The 15,895-nt window shown below is 59.5% G+C and carries 10 protein-coding genes; 1 reads left to right on the forward strand and 9 read right to left on the reverse strand.

The window, feature by feature from the left end; genetic code table 11:
* The first annotated feature begins 497 nt into the window (after window positions 1-497).
* A complete protein-coding gene (locus EDC14_RS14370; RefSeq protein ID WP_165908026.1) occupies window positions 498-2,255 on the forward strand; it encodes an ABC transporter ATP-binding protein in 1,758 nt (585 codons plus the stop codon).
* Between the two features lie 1,092 nt (window positions 2,256-3,347).
* Here EDC14_RS14370 and EDC14_RS14375 read toward each other — a convergent pair.
* The 9 genes from EDC14_RS14375 to EDC14_RS14415 form a co-directional block, all read right to left on the reverse strand.
* Entirely contained in the window at window positions 3,348-4,634 is a 1,287-nt protein-coding gene (locus tag EDC14_RS14375) for an ABC transporter substrate-binding protein (protein WP_132014996.1), read from the reverse strand.
* A gap of 114 nt (window positions 4,635-4,748) precedes the next feature.
* A complete protein-coding gene (locus tag EDC14_RS14380; protein ID WP_132014997.1) occupies window positions 4,749-5,642 on the reverse strand; it encodes a carbohydrate ABC transporter permease in 894 nt (297 codons plus the stop codon).
* Window positions 5,643-5,671: 29 nt separating this feature from the next.
* The gene (locus EDC14_RS14385) at window positions 5,672-6,628 is read right to left on the reverse strand and encodes a carbohydrate ABC transporter permease (RefSeq protein WP_165908027.1); all 957 of its coding nucleotides are present in this window, start codon (window positions 6,626-6,628) and stop codon (window positions 5,672-5,674) included.
* A 261-nt stretch (window positions 6,629-6,889) separates the two neighbouring features.
* Window positions 6,890-7,573, reverse strand: a complete 684-nt coding sequence (locus EDC14_RS14390; RefSeq protein ID WP_132014999.1) for a response regulator — start codon at window positions 7,571-7,573, stop codon at window positions 6,890-6,892.
* Between the two features lie 96 nt (window positions 7,574-7,669).
* Window positions 7,670-8,893: a sensor histidine kinase gene (locus EDC14_RS27585; RefSeq protein ID WP_132015000.1), complete on the reverse strand. Its 1,224-nt coding sequence runs from the start codon at window positions 8,891-8,893 to the stop codon at window positions 7,670-7,672.
* A gap of 125 nt (window positions 8,894-9,018) precedes the next feature.
* Window positions 9,019-11,640, reverse strand: a complete 2,622-nt coding sequence (locus EDC14_RS14400; RefSeq protein WP_243662938.1) for a GH36-type glycosyl hydrolase domain-containing protein — start codon at window positions 11,638-11,640, stop codon at window positions 9,019-9,021.
* 634 nt (window positions 11,641-12,274) lie between these two features.
* Entirely contained in the window at window positions 12,275-13,468 is a 1,194-nt protein-coding gene (locus tag EDC14_RS14405; RefSeq protein ID WP_279388762.1) for a glycoside hydrolase family 88/105 protein, read from the reverse strand.
* 50 nt (window positions 13,469-13,518) lie between these two features.
* The gene (locus EDC14_RS14410; protein ID WP_132015002.1) at window positions 13,519-14,175 is read right to left on the reverse strand and encodes a hypothetical protein; all 657 of its coding nucleotides are present in this window, start codon (window positions 14,173-14,175) and stop codon (window positions 13,519-13,521) included.
* Window positions 14,176-14,280: 105 nt separating this feature from the next.
* On the reverse strand, window positions 14,281-15,858 hold the full coding sequence (locus tag EDC14_RS14415; RefSeq protein ID WP_132015003.1) for an extracellular solute-binding protein: 1,578 nt from the start codon (window positions 15,856-15,858) through the stop codon (window positions 14,281-14,283).
* Window positions 15,859-15,895 lie beyond the last annotated feature (37 nt).

Here is a 15,895-nt window from a genome sequence, read left to right on the forward strand (position 1 = left end):
ATGCATATTAGAAATTGAATTCAGCCTATCCCGGCGCAGCCGGAACCAAAAAGGTTCTTGGAGATCAATGGAGAGATAAACCAAGTTCAAAAGCGACCTCTCCCCGATCCCCTCCCCGGCGCAGAAAGTTTTGAGGGCTTATTCGACGGGGAGGGGTCGATCGTTTGAAACAAGGGCCAATGTTTATGTAAAAAGTAAGTCTTTACGCGATCAACTACGGAAAATTAGGTCAAAGATGAAGCCCAAAAATAGACATTAATTTGTGGCAATTCACCCCTCCCCGTCGAGTCAACCATCAAAAAGACTGCGCCGGGGAGGGGGACGGGGGAGAGGTCAGTTTTTAGACAATCACCGTGTCAAGGATCAGTCTGATTTTAAAAACGCTTTTGCAAAACCTCGTTACGTATGAGTTTGCAAGATCACTTTAAAATATTGTACCCAACATGAACGCAATTTCGTTCGTTAGATATATTTTACTTTCGAGGCAGGCGCGGTTCATGTCCCACAAGCCCCACAATTTCCTGCGTTTTCTGGCTTACGTCCGGCCGTACTGGGGTTACATCGCGGCGGCGATCGGCGGCGGCATCATCAAATTCACCGTTCCCTTGCTGGTGCCGCAGATCACCCGGTATCTCCTGGACCAGGTCTATCTGAATCCCCAGCTTTCCACAGCCGCCAAGCTGCATCAGCTCTGGCTGACCACCGGCGGCATGATCGCCATCTTCCTCCTGATCTGGGTGCCCGGCACTTACATCCGGCATTATTCCGCCGCGAAAGCGGGCATCCGTTCCGTCTTCGATCTCCGTTGCGACCTGTACGAACGGATCCTGCGGATGTCGGCCTCTTTCTTTCAGCGCCACAAATCGGGGGCGATCGTCTCCCGGATGATCAGCGACATCAGTCTGGCCCAAAACCTGGTCGGCAATGCGCTGACCAATGTCTGGATGGATGCGGTCTCGCTCACCGTGGTACTGTACTTCCTCTGCCGGATCGATCTCTCGCTGACCCTGGTGGCCCTGGCCACTTTCCCGGTTTATATCTACTTCTACCGGGTGCTGGGAGGCAAGCTGAAATCCTCCAGCGGCCAGATCCAGCGGGAGATCGCCGATATCTCCGGCTCCATCCAGGAGAAGATCGCCGGGAATGTGGTGGTGCGGGCCTTTAACGCCGAGAAAAACGAGGAAGAGCTGTTCAACCGGGATTCGGAGAAGCTCTTCAGCACCACCATGGAGAGCGTCTATTACCACAGTCTGAGTCTGACCGTCACCGGCGTGCTGACCAACCTGGCGCCGCTGCTGGTGACCCTTTACGGCGGCTGGCAGGTGATCCACGGCGACCTGACCGTCGGCGAGCTGGTGGCGGTGGGCCTGTACTTGAACCCGCTCTACCTGCCCCTGCAACGCTTCTCCGAACTGAACGTCGTCTTCGCCAATTCCATGGCCGCCCTGGACCGGATCTTCGAGATCATCGACGAGGAGCCGGAGATCGTCGATCCGCCGCAGGCAGTGGAACCGAAAACCTGCTCGGGCGCGCTCGATTTCCGGAATGTCTGCTTCTCCTATCCCCAAGGCGAGCCGGTGCTGCGCCATATCAGCTTCGCGGTGGAGCCGGGCCAGAAGATCGCCCTGGTCGGCCACAGCGGCTCGGGAAAATCCACCCTGGTCAGCCTGATCCCGCGCTTTTACGATCTGGAGTCCGGCGCCATTCTGCTGGACGGCGTCGAGTTGACGCGGTTGAAGCTGAAATTCCTGCGCGATCAGGTCGGAATCGTCCTGCAGGATCCGATCCTTTTCAGCGGCTCGATCCGCGACAATATCCGCTACGGCAATCCCCGGGCGAGCGAGGCCCAGGTGATCGAGGCCTGCAAGGCGGCCAACGCCTACGATTTTATCCGGCGCCTGCCGCAGGGGTTGGATACCGAGGTGGGCGAACGGGGCGCGCTGCTCTCCGGCGGTCAGAAACAACGGCTGACCATCGCCCGGGCCTTCTTGAAAAGCCCCAGGATTCTGATTCTCGATGAAGCCACCTCCAGCCTGGACACGGAATCGGAGCAACTGGTCCAGGAGGCGCTCGACCGCCTGATGGTCCAGCGCACCACCATCATCATCGCCCACCGCCTGTCGACCGTGGTCAACGCCGACCGGATCCTGGTGCTGCACCACGGCACGATCGTCGAGACCGGCACCCACGCCGAACTGCTCAACGCGGGCACGATCTACCATCAACTCTATTCCCGCCAGTTCGCGGCAAACTGATCTCCCGCCTCCATCAGCACGGTCCAATGGCAATTTGTGAGAATATCACCGTAATTGGGAATATAGCATCCCTTGTTGCCATGATCCCAATGCAATTTGCATCACGTAATCGCTCCTTGCTGCCATCCAAAAGCCTGGGAATCTACAAAAGCGATCGGACCGGAACCCGCCCGGTGCAATCCGCTCCGCACCTTATGGGATATCGAGCAGGAGGCAGGTGATTCATCAGTCCGACCCCTGCCTTTACACAGTTTACTGGCACTTTCCCGACTTATCCACAGCCAAAATCATTAATCCCATTCAACGATTCCGTTTATCCACAAAAGTAGATCACTGATGATTATCAAGTTAGCTCCGCTCACTCATGGAAGGAATTGAAGGATAAGTCATGGACGTCTATGGTCCTAACCCTCGGCCCTTCCCGAATCGGGCAGGGAAACCACCAGGCTCCGGGGCCTAAAGGCCTTTGGGCTGCGGAGAATGGTGGTTACTCTCCCCGATTCGGGCCAGAACCAGGAAGGTTCAAGCTCGGCGGTCCATGGATGGATTACCGCCGAGGAGAGCCAAGAGAGAGGAGGAAGGCTAGATCGAATCCCTATCATGCTTACGTACTTTCTTGCGGATTTAACTTTATAATCATTAGATCACTTATCCACAAAAAGAGCTTGCCCAACGACTGAGCAAGCTTGCTCATTCACAAAACAAGCTCTCTCATCCACAAAACGGGCTTGCCCAACGACTGAGCGAGCTTGCTCATTAACAAAATGAGCTCTCTTATCCACAAAATGAGCTTGCCCAACGACTGAGCAAGCTTGCTCATTCACAAAACAAGCTCTCTCATCCACAAAATGAGCTTGCCCAACGACTGAACGAGCTCTCTCATTCACAATAAGAGATTGCCGACGGCTATCATCGCCCGCCGGTGGACGCTCTCAAATTGATTGCTCATCCGGGTGAATTCCATTGGATCGCGTCCATGCGGCGAGCGAAAGAAACCTCGCCTGCTCCATCGAGGCGAGGTTTCTTTTTGATCTAAAGAGTCAACTGGACCGTTCCGGTACAGAAACGGTTTTTAACGGAATGGGCGGCAAATTACTTTTTCTTATACCAATCGTCCAACACTTTTTGCAGGTTGGAATCCAATTTGTTGAGACAATCATCCAGCGGGACCCGGTTGGTGAGGTATTCCTGCAAGCCGTCCTGGACCACTTGGTACCATTCCTCCCAGACGGCGTTTTCGCCCATGGTGTCGGTGTATTTCATCGAGTCCAGATAGATCAGGTTATGCTCGGGCTTGCCCAGTTTCTTCAGCATCGCGGCGCAGGCCGCCTTGCTCGACGGCAACGCTTCGCCGCCTTCGGCGTACATCGATTGGCCCTTGTCGCTCATGTAGAATTTGATGAATTCCCAGCCGGCGTCTTTTTCCGCTTTGAAGGCCGCCTTATTCAAAACCCAGCTGTTGGCGACGATGGCGCTGTAACGGGTGCCCTTCGGGCCGGGCCCCTTGGGCACGAACTGAATGTCGTAATTGATCCCCGCCTGATCGCTGTCGATGCGCCGCGAGAAATTGTCCATCCACATGGCCACGATCTTCCGGGCGAAATAGGTATGATACTTGGGGGTGAGAACGCCCTCGGCATCCTTCAGGGTCGGAGAGACTTTATACTTGTACCAGGTGTCGTGCATGAATTGCAGCGCCGCTTTGACCCGCGGGTCCTTCTTGATCGTGCTCCTCGTGCGGGTCTTATCCATGACATCGCCGCCGAAGGTCCGGATCAGGCTGTACCAGCCCCAACGGATGTGATTGGGAAGGCAGATGCCCCATTGGTCGATTTTGCCGTCGCCATTGGTGTCGAGGGTCAGTTTTTTGGCTGCCGCCAGCATGTCGTCGGTGGTCCAGTTGGCGGTGGGATACTTCACGCCCGCCTTATCGAACATATCCTTATTATAGTATAACACCTGCAGCTGAATCCCTTGGGGAACGGCCCAGCTCTTCCCCCGGGGATCTTTGACCGCGTCCAGGCCGGAGTATTTCTCCTTGCTGAAGATCTTGACCCGCCGGGAGAGATCCTCCAGCAGCCCCCTGCCGGCGTAGCCCTGGATATACACGCTGTCCAGCAGGTAGACGGTGGGACCGCCGCCCGCCGCCAGCTCGGTCTTGAGCTTCTCGTAATGGCTATCCCAGTCGGTCCAGCTGATCTGGACCTTGACATTGGGATGGGCCTTTTGGAATTCATTGATGATTCCCGCCATATTCTCGGCCGGCTTTTGATCGGCGTAGTAGGCGATCCGGATCTTCACCGGCTCTTTGGCATAGCCGGCTGTGAGCATCGAGCCAAAAAAGACGGCGCTCAGCAATACGATGAATAACTTTTTCACTCACCATCGCTCCTTTTCTTTTTTACCACGGGAAATCAGCCGGTTGAACGGGCGGCGGCCACCTCCTCCTAGCCATTGGCGTCCATCGGATGCGACAATTGCCGGAACGATCGGCTAACCCTTCATGCCGGTCGTCTGGATGCTCTGGGTGAAATAGCGCTGGGCGAACAGATAGATCAGCATGACCGGCAGGATTAACAGCAGGTTGCCGGCGATCTCCAGCTGCGGCTGGGGCAGGAACTGGCTCTTGGCGATCAGCCGCAGCCCCAGCACCATGGTGAATAAGGATTGATCGGTCAGGTAAATCAGGGGGTTCATGATATCCCCCCAGGTGCCCTGGAAGGTCAGGATCGCCAGGGTGATCAGCACCGGTTTGACCAGCGGCAGGTAGATCTGGTAAAAGAGCCGGAACGGCCCGCAACCGTCCACTTTGGCGGCGTCGCTCAGTTCCTCGGGGATGGTCAGGAAATACTGCCGCAGCAGAAAGATGCCGAAGGCATTGCCGAAGAACGCCGGGATGATCAGGGGCAGGTGCGAATTGTAGATCCCTAAGTTTTTAAAGATGATGAACGTCGGCACCAGCGTCACCTGGCTCGGCAGAAAGATCGACACCAGGATGAAGCCGAAGAGCGCATCCCGGCCGGGAAACTTGAAACGGGCCAGGGCGAACGCTGTCAGGCTGCAGGAGGCCAGAGTGCCCAGGGTGGCCAGGGCGGTAATCTTCAGGGTATTCAAAACATAGAGGCCAAAATTCAAGCGCGTCAGGATCTGGCCGAAATTCTCCCAATGGAGCGGCCGGGAGAACCAGTCCGGGTTATAAAAGGTGGTCGAATCCTTTAAGGCAGCCGAGACCATCCAGATGAAGGGGATGATCATCAGCGCGGCCCCGCCCAGCACCACAAGGACGGCGAGCCCTTCAAACAGCGTGAGCCGGGGCCGCGGCCCGAATTTTGCCGGGAAGCGTCTCCCGGCCGAATGGGAATCGGATTTTCCTTCATGTTCCGGCATACCTCCGCCTGTTTCGGTTAGAGTGGCGCTCAATAATGAACCCAGCGCTTCTGTAACTTGTTCTGAATCAGCGTCACGCCCCCGGCGACCAGGAACAGCGTCCAGGCGACCACCGAGGCGTAGCCCATCTTGTAAAACTTGAAACCCTGGGTGTACAGATACACCGGCAGCGAGATATCCTGCTGCCCCGGGGAGAACCGGTCAAACACCATCACATAGGTCTGGTCGAAGTTCTGGAAGCCCCACAGGGTGGCGTAGATGATCACGAAGAAAGTGGTCGGCGAGAGCATCGGCAAGGTGATGTGGCGGTGCTTCTGCCACCAGTTGACCCCGTCGATGTCGGCCGATTCGTAAAGCTCCTGGGGGATGTTTTGGAGGCCGATCAGGAAGATGAACATCATGTAGCCGGTGGCTTTCCAGACATTGACCAGGACCAGGGCGGGGATTTGAAAGCCCGAATTCCGGTCCAGCCAGGGAATTTTTTCAAGCCCCAGCCCGGCGAGGAGGAGATTGACCGGGCCGATATCCGCGTTCAAGAGCCACAGCCAGACGCTGGCGACCACGAACCACGGCGCGATCGACGGAAAAAAGTAGATCCCCCGCAAACCGGTTAAGAATTTGCCGCGGAAGAAGCGGACCGATTTGTTGAGGAGAATCGCCAGGAACAGCGAGACCGCCGTCAGCAGCGGCACGTAGAGCGCAGCATAATAAACGTTGTTGAACAGCGCGTGTCCGAATTCCCGCTCCCGGAACGCCCGCAAAAAGTTGTCGAAGTTATTCCAGTGCATCGCCGGATTGATCAGGTTATAGTCCATGAAGCAGTAATACAGCGATATGCAGGCCGGAATCAGAAAAAAGACGATCGCTCCGATGATGTACGGCGCCGCAAAAAGATAACCGGTCAGATACTCCTTCCAGGGGCTTTTCCGTTTGGTCTGCGCCCAGACTCCGGGTTTTTCCCGGAATACCTCGTCAATGTTCTGCATCAAGCGGTCTCCTTCACTGCCAGTATTGTCCGCGGCCGGGCGGCCCAGCCCGCGCCGGGATGGGCAGGCCCGTTGCAGGCTTCCGCCCGGCCCCCCGGCCGCCGCCATTCTTATTATAGCGGAAACGGCGCGGGCCTTCTTGAGGCAGGGATCATTTTCAGCCGTGATCGATTGCATAAAAAAAATGACCCGTGTCATATGACCGGAATCATTTCTCCGGATTCATTCCCCATGGCTTGGCCGCTCGTCGGCCGTCGCCCCTCAGGCCAACTCGTCGTCCACCAGGCGATGCCGGATGGCCCAGACCACCGCCTGGGCCCGGTCATGGACCCCGATCAGCTCGTAGATATGGGAGACGTAGTTCCGGACCGTTCCTTCGGAGAGGAACATCTGCTTGGCGATGGCTTTGTTGTCCAGGCCCTGGGCCACCAGTTTCAGCACCGCCTTCTCCTTGGCCGAGAGGATAGCGTCGCTCAAGCGATCCTCTTCGGAGATGTCTGCGGCTTGTTTCGGCGGATTGGCCCCGGACTGGTTCACCAGGATCCGGGCGATCTCCTGCGTCATCAGCACGCCGCCGCGGTACACCGTGCGAATGGCGTCCTCCAGCTCCACCCAGCTCACATCCTTTAACAGATAGCCGCTGGCGCCGGCCCTCATCCCCTCGACCACAAACTTCTCCTCGTCATAGCTGGTGAGGATCAGCACCTTGACCCGGGGGTGCTGCTGGCGGATGAGCCGGGTGGCCTCGACCCCGTTCAATTCGGGCAAGCGCAGATCCATCAGCACCAGATCGGGCCCGGTCCGGGCCACCAGCTCCAGGGCCTCCTGTCCGTTCACCGCCGTCCCGGCCACCTCGATGTCGGTCGCCCGGGTCTCGATCAGGGTTTGCAACCCGTCCCGGACCACATTGTGATCATCCACGATCAGCACTCGTATTTTCGGCAATTCCGCTCACCCATCCATTCTTCAGCTCCCGCCCCCGTCCGGCCGGCGCCCAAAAGAGACGGCCGGACGCGGCTCCCGTGCCGCCCATCTTCCCCGTCAGGAGATCCGTTCCTCGCCCGAGCCGTAGGGAATGACAATCGCGATATCAAACCCTTTTCCGTATTCGCTCCTCCAGCCCACCTGCCCCTGCAATTCGGTGACCCGCTCGCGGATGCCGGTAATCCCGAACCCTTCATGCAATTGGTTGACCCCGTGGCCGTTGTCCGAGACCCGGACGCGCAGCTCCCGGTCCCGGCACCAGACCGCCACATTGATCAGGGTCGCTTCGCCGTGGCGGTACGCATTGGTCAGGGCTTCCTGAATGAAGCGGTAGACCACGGCGTTCAAGGCATCGTCCGCCCCGTCGAACTCTTCCTCGATATCGGTTTGAATGGTAATGCCGGTGCACTTGGCGAAGGTCTCGCACAGGGCGGTCCAGAGCGCCCGGCCGCGCGAGACTTTGCTCACCGGATCCCTGAGGGCCGAGACCGCCAGCCTGGCCTCGCGCAGCGCCTCCCGGACCAGCGCGCAGGAGGAGTCGATCTCTTCGACGGCCCGGGCCGGATCGACTTTTACCAACGCCTGAATGGCTTGCAATTTGACGACCAGTCCCGTCAACGTATGGCCGAGCGTGTCGTGAAACTCGCGGGCGATCCGGTCCCGCTCCCGCACCAGCAGCAGCTCTTTTTCCTGGATGACGTGATTTTGCAGCCGGACGTTGGTCTGAGTCAGGTAGCCGACCTCCCGGCGCAGCTGGCTCAGCTCCTCCCGGGCCAGATGGAGCTCACGATATAAGAAACGGATCGCCCCGGCGGCGACGGCCAGCATCACCCCGGCCAGGGCATAGGTCCCCAGGGCCGGCCGCGGCCGGAGCCAGACATCGCTCACCAGGGCCGCCAGGCTGAGCAAGCCGGCAAAACAAAGGACTTGCCGGAGACGCAACGCCAGCAAGGAGCAACCCAAGGCCGTCGCCAAGAGCCAGGCCGAAGCCGGCTGGTGCGCGCCGGGCAGCAGGAGCAATGTCGCCGTGCCGAACCAGGCGAGCAGGATCCACCAGGTTCGGGGAGCGGGCCGCTCCTTATTCTGCCGCTCGGTGGCCCGCCAGATGAGCGCGATATGGCCGGCCAGGCCCAGGCAACAGGCGATCAGCCCCAGATGGGACAGCTCCAATGCCGCCGGGCCCGCCCCCGGGCGGGTCGCGATCCAAAGGAACAAAACGCCGAAAACCGCCGTGGTCAGCGCCACGCCGCCCCAGCGAACCAGGGTCCAAAAACGATCCATCGTTCTCCTCAGTGATTACGATTACCGGATAATGAGATCTTCCGCGCGAGAGCCGGTTATCCCTTCCCAACTCCGCCGGGACTTTGTAAAAAATTACCCGGTGTCCGTGGCGTGCCGCGGCCGAGTCAATCGTTCACCTGCACATGGAGCTGGGGTGAGCGAAACTCTTCATTGGCGAGCCATGCCTTTTCCAGCCCCAGGAGCGGATCAGGGACTCCCGCCAGCCGCCGGCCATTGAGGAAGAAGGTCCGCCGGCCCGCGCCGCCGTTCCGGTAATGGATGGAGAGGGTGCAGGAACGGAGGGCGATCCGGAACTCGAAGGACTCCCACGGCAACCCGGCGGCGGGCTGGATCCAGACGCCGTCGAAATGAGGCTCGATCCCGAACACGTAGCGGAGCAGTGTCTTGAAGATCACGTTGGAACTGCCGGTCTGCCAGTCCGCCATCGATTCCCCGTCGATCAGCTTCTCCCGGTTATCACCGTAGGAATTGGGCATGACAAAGGGCGAACAGGAGACGGCCGGGTGGGTGAAGGGCAATGACTTCATCAGCTGCTCCCAAGCCTGCTTCGGACTTCCCATCCGGAATAAGGCCATGATCCCGAAGGCCGAGGCGTGGACGTAGGCCGCGCCGTTTTCGGCCGTGCCCGGCGGCAACTTGGGGATCCGGCCCACCCCCGGCGCGTCCCGCTCAAAATGGGGCGCGAAGGTCCTGAGCCCATACTTGGAATCCAGCCGTTGGAAAGCCTCCAGGATCGTCCGGCGGAGGCCGGTGTCCTCGTCGTACAGCTGCGACAACACCCAGAAGGCATTGGCCGTCAGGCTGTCGCGGGATTGCCCGTCCGGATCGCGGAAGCTTCCGACCAAGTACGAGCGTTCGTCGCCCCAGCCGTGCAAGATGCGCCGCGCGCCGTCATCCCGCTTCACCACGGCGTATTCGAAGAGCCCGGTCCGCAAACGGTCCCGGATCCGGCGGTACCGCGCCACCGCGCCGGCGAAACCGAGGGCGTCGACCCGCTCCAGCAGCTCGATCAGGTCGTTGAGATTCTGGTAGAGCTGGAGGGTGACCATCACCGACACCCCGGTCCCGTATTCGCGGGCGGGGTCCCGGCTCACGCCCAGCCCGTCGAGGGCGTCATTCCAGTCGCCATAGAGCGCGTGGACGCAGTGGGTCGTTTCATCGATCTGCGCGACCAGATAATCGACGATCCTCAGCAGGTGGTCCAGGACGCTGTCCCGGAGGCCGCTCGGCCTCACCGTCTTGGCCCGTTCGTCGACGATCTCGTAATAGCCGCAGCTTTCCTCCAGGAAACTGAAATCGGCGGTGCAACGGAGATAGGTCATGACTGCGGCGATGATCCAGGCCCCCTGATCGATGAAGGGCCGGAGATCCATGACCGGCGGAACGCCCTCCGCGACCGGCAGGGAATACTGCCGGGGGCAGCGGCCGTCGGGGAGGACGAATTGGAGCGCCTCCAGCATCTTGGCGCGGGCCGCTTCCGGCTGCCAAAAGACCAACCCCTCCAGGGCCTGAAAGATATCGCGGATCCCAATGAGCGAGGAGGGCATCGGCTGGACATAGCCCTTGATCAAGGCGCAGAATTCCACCTGTTTCTTGAGCTGCTCAAAAAAGCCGTTCCACACCTTCTCCTTCAGCGCGCCGTCCCGGGAGCCCGCGACGACCGCGCTCAAGCCCCGCTGTTTTTCGGCCTCCGCTTCCCCGGCCCGGCGCCAATCCCTTTCCACCGCGCCGCAATCGATGGCCCGCGCCAGAACTCCGTCCCGCTCCGCCGCGGAAGAACCGTACCAAAAGGCACTGTCCAGCCTGGCCGTTTCCCCCGCGCCGAGCTCCAGCAGGAGGATGTCCCCGGCCGCGCCGACCTCGGTAAAAGCGCAGACCGGTCTGGCCTCCCCGAAGCTGCCCCGCTTCAGCGCTGGCGAGACATTGAGGTTGCCCCGGATCCCGCCGACATATTGATAGCGGGAAGCCGTCTCCTCGTGCCGGATCAGGCTGCTGCCCGGCTCCAGGGTGAGGCGGCGGCGGATCACGCCGTAGTTGGAGCGCGATTGGGTCCGGCTGAGATCCTCATTGACAGTGATCAAAAAACTGGCCAGCCCGTCCCGGCCGGCCGGGGGTTCCGCCACCCGCACCTCCCGGAACCAGCGGTATTCGGCATTCTCATAGATGTCATGCGCCAGAAAGGGGTTGAGGAAAGAGGAGAGATAGAGGCTCCGGGCTCGCTCCGCGCCGTTCCGGGCGCAGAGGGTGAAGATGATCTCCCGCCCGGGCCGGACCAGGACCCGGACCGCGCAGCGGAAGTCCGCCCATTCCGTCAGGTAATAGGCGGCGTTTCGGGCAAAGACCGTATAGCGCTCGACGCCGAGCGCCGCTTCCTCGTCGAGCAGCGGCACTCCCAACAGCGGCACCCGCGCATACCCGCCGCCTGCCCGGGGAACCCCCGCGAAAAAGGCGATCCTGGGCTCCTGACCCTCGGCGGCCCGCAGGAAGGGCGCGAACAAGCCGTCGTTGCAATGCATGGCACCGGAGGTATAGGCCCAAAAATTGCAGCCGCTCTCCCCGTAGGGGTAACGGCAGTCCCCGTCGTCGCGGGGGAGCGACAGGATTTCGCCATCATCCAGGAAATAGGCCCGCCCGGGCAGCGCCCTCTCCGCCGCGAACTCCGGGTCTTCCTTGAGTCTCCGGTACTGCCCGGCATACCGCTCGATCTGCTCCGACAACTGCTTCACCGACATCCCCCCACCTCATACTCAATGCGCCTCTTCCGGCTTTCCATTGATTATAACCCAAACCGCAGCCGCGGGGATTGAGTCAGAGATCACTTCCGGCGGTGATTCGCGGCATAAAAAAAGTGACTCCGATCACATGACCGGAGTCACAGCTATCCGCAAGGAGCATCCCAAAATGGAACCCTATCCACCGTTCCCGCTCCACTTTCCACCCGAAGAAAAACGCTAAATTGGCCGACCCCATCGCTTGGCGATCCCGGAAATTCAATTTTCCGTCCGGAGAATCGGATTTCCAGCCCTGAGAATTGATCATTCGCTCCCGAGAATCGCATTTCCCATCGGGAGAATCGAAATTCCAGTCCGGAGAATTGAAAATCCGCCGCCGGGAATCCAATTTCCAGGGATGACAATTCAATTATCGATCCCGATAAATCAAATTTCAGGCTTGATAATCAATTTTTCGATACATAAATTTCTTTTAACCGATTAATTTTATTTTTTCGAAACTTATATATAATATGAAAGTTTTTGCAAAAATGACGAAACCTCGGTTTAAATCAAGGGGCGGGCCGCGGTTTGAACCGCGGCTCCGCCCCTGGACAAAAAGCAGCCAATGATCGGCTTTCCCCCGTTCTTACCGGCCCCGTTCCATCTCCACGCAGGCCAGGATGAAGGGTCCGACTCCTTTGAAATCGTCGGCCACCTTCGGTTCGCCCACGTAATACGCATAGGAGCCGTCCCGGTAGGGCTGGGTCGGTTCGTAACGGCCCAGGCCCGCCACTTGGCAGATCTGGTTCAGATGAACCCCTCCGGCGGGATCGACCGCCACCAGCCGGTCAATCATGCCCTGGAAGCCGCGCCCGGCCACGGAGCGGTAGCCTTCATCCAGATAACCCTGGCGGACCCCTTTGGCCAGCGCATAGACGAACATCGCCGAGCCCGAGGCCTCCAGGTAGTTTCCTGCCCGTGGGCCTTGATCCAGCACCTGATACCAGAGTCCGCTCTCGGGATCCTGCACCTTGGCCACGGCCTCGGCCAATCCCTGCAAAATCTGCAGGAGCCGCGGCCGGGCCGGGTGGTCCGCCGGGAAATAATCGAGCGCATCGACCAGGGCCATGGCGTACCAGCCCACCGCCCGGCCCCAGAAATGCGGCGAGCAGCCGGTCTCCGGGTCGGCCCAGGCTTGCGTCTTGCTCTCATCCCAGCCGTGGTAGAAGAGGCCCGTCCGGGGATCGCGGGTATGCTCGGCGACGAGGATGATCTGGTTGGCCACGTCGTCGAAGCCGGCCGGCTCCGCGAAGACTTTGGCATATTCGGCGTAGAAAGGCGCTTCCATGTAGATGCCGTCCAGCCACATCTGATGGGGATAGATCTTTTTGTGCCAAAAACCGCCGGCCGCGGTCCGGGGATGCCCGGCCAATTGTTCCCGCAGCTGCGCGGCTGCCTTCCGATAGCGCGGATCGCCGGTGGCCTGATCCAGCAGCAGCAGGATTTTTCCCGAATTGACCTGGTCCAGGTTGTACTCGCCGACCCGGTAGGTCTGGATCCGGCCCTGCTCGTCGACGAAGTGCTCCATGTTCCGCCGGATGAAGTCGAAATAGCGGGGGTCGCCGCTGGCCCGCCAGACTGCGGCGATGGCCTTGAGCATCAGGCCGAACTCATAGTGCCAGCGCTCCATGAGCAAGGGATGGCTCTTCATGACCGAATCGGCGGTGCGCCGGGCCCAGGAGCCGCCTGGCGCCGCGGCCGCCCCGGCCGCATCGCTGTGGGGTTCGAGCGCCCGGCCGGGCATGAAACCGGTGAATGAGAAAGTCCGCAAAGAAATCAAGTGATTCACTCCTCTAGTTGTGGATTCAGAACATTTCAAATGACCATGGTTTACTCCGCCGCCACCCGGATGTTGTCCAGGTAATGCCCTCTGGCGCTGCTGCCGGGGGTGTAGGAATCCAGCGCGCCGATCTCTTTGACCGGCGCCAGAAACGGGACCTGTTTCAGCTTCAATTCGTTGCCGAGGTAAATGTCGGCCTTTTGGGCGGCCACATCGGCCACGATCTTAAAGTTGTACCAGACGCCGGCCTGATAATCGCCGATCTCGGTAAAGCTGCCGTCGCCGTTTTTATAGGCCAGCTTGGCGCCGGAACGGGTCTCCAGGTGAACCGCGGCGTTGGCTTTCTCCTTATCCAGCAGGCGAATGACCTTGGCGGTGCTGCTGACGACCGGCTGCAGAAAAGCGATTTCCGCCACCACCGTGCCGCTTTGCGGCGCGAATACTTTGGTCACCTTGATCACTTTGTCGCCGGGATCGTCCAAAAAGAGGCTCTTCTCCGCCTCGCTGGGAAAAGCGGCGACTCCGACCTTGCCGCCGGTCTCCTCAATCTCGTAGCCGGCCGGTTTGGCGCCGACCGGGTCCCCGTTGAAGTTGTCATCCACCAGGAATCCCGCGGCAAAGCTTTGAACCGCGAGCATTCCCACCAAGAGGCATCCCAGCAAAACAGCGGACCCTAAAACCCGAAAACCCCATTGAAAACGGCTCATTCATTTCCCTCCTTTTATTTGTGAATCCGGCAAACGGCGTTTGGCAGCGGCCCAACCGTCCGCCGAATCAATTCCCGCTTTCGCAAAATGCTATATGACGCTGAATTACCGGTTCAGATAACGGCTGTAAGCCCGCTGGTAAATTTGAATGGCCCTGTCGATGCCGAGCCGTTTCATCTGGGCGACAAAGCGGTCGAAGCCGCTGACCGGTTCCACTCCCATGATGAATTTCATGGTCATCTCGTCATTAAAGGCGTTGATGTCGTTCATGATCTGGGACAGTTCCTCGCTCTCCCCGGGGGTCGGCGTCACCGGCGGCATCATGAACCGGGCGAAATCGGTTTTGCTCCAGTTCCGGATGGCCGCTTTTTGCTCCGGCCGTTGATAGTATTGCTCCAGATAGCGCCGGTCCTGGACAAAGGGGCCGTTGGTATGGCCGCGCAGGTAATTGGACATCACCATGGTGTCGGCGAGGCCGTCGGGATTCTTCAGGATCAGCCGCGTATAGGCCGGATATCCCCTGACCATCCTGAAGGTCAAGCCCCGGATGCCAAAATTATAGAATAAGCTGCCCTCCGGGCTGTAGGCGTAGTCGAGCAGCCGCGCGGCCGCCTCGATATTCCGGCACCGCGCCGTAATGGCGGCGCTGCCGTTATTTTTCGGGCCGTACGGCGGAGTCAGGAACGAAAACCGCGGCAACTTACCTCTTTGGGGAGTGGGGAACGGCGCTCCGATGAGCCGGAAGGACCCCTTCTTCCCGGCCATGGCCGCCATGTAACGGCCGAGGCCGCTGCCGCCCGAACCATAGCAGGCCCCGCTTTTGCCCGACAGGATATTGGCGTCCACCGCCTTGCGGGTGTTGGTGCCGAAGTTCTTATCAATCAGCCCTTCATGGTACCATTTGTTCATGAGCGCGAAATACTGCTTGCGTTGCGGCTCGATCGAGCCGTACCTGACCTTGCCATGATCCACATAAAAGTCGCGATAGCTGTCCATTCCGCCTTCAAAGGTTTGGTTGACGGTGGAGCCGGTCAATCCGGGTCCGGTGGCTTCGCAGGTAAATGCCGGATCAGCGCCTTTTTTCTCTTTGAACGCTTTGAGAACCCCATACCAGTCATCCAGCGTCTCCGGGATCCCCAACCCCAACTCGTCCAGCCAGTCCTCGCGGATTAACGGCCCCGAGGTCGCCACCAGCGACCGGCTGCCGCGGATGAAGGGGAAGACATAATAGTTCCCCTCGTCGGTCTTGACCATCTTATCGTAGACGGGGTGCTTTTTCAGATACCGTTTCAGATGGGGCGCGAAACGGTTCATGATCGGGTTCAGCCGCAAAATGTAGCCATTCTCCAGAGCGCTGTTGGGCCCGCCCGGAATATCAAACCAGTTGTATTCGATGATATCCGGCAGATCCCCCGAGGCCAGCATCAGATCGAAGGCCTCTTTCGCCTGGCCCAACGGGGGATGAAGAAACTTGATCCGGACGCCGGTGCGCTTCTGCAGCTCCTTGGCGAACTCGGTGTCGCCGAAATTCTTGGCGACCAGCGCCACATTGGCATGGAGCTCCATCCACCAAGTCAGCGTCACATTGGTCCGCAGCGGATAGCGCGGATGGGCGGACAAACCGGTGCCGGTCACCAAAACGAGCAGGCCAATCAAAACGATACTGCGAAATTTCCGTTTCACCTCCAACACCCCCCCATTTCTCTGTTTGGCGGTGAAT

The sequence above is a fragment of the Hydrogenispora ethanolica genome, from assembly GCF_004340685.1.
Taxonomy (GTDB): domain Bacteria; phylum Bacillota; class UBA4882; order UBA8346; family UBA8346; genus Hydrogenispora; species Hydrogenispora ethanolica.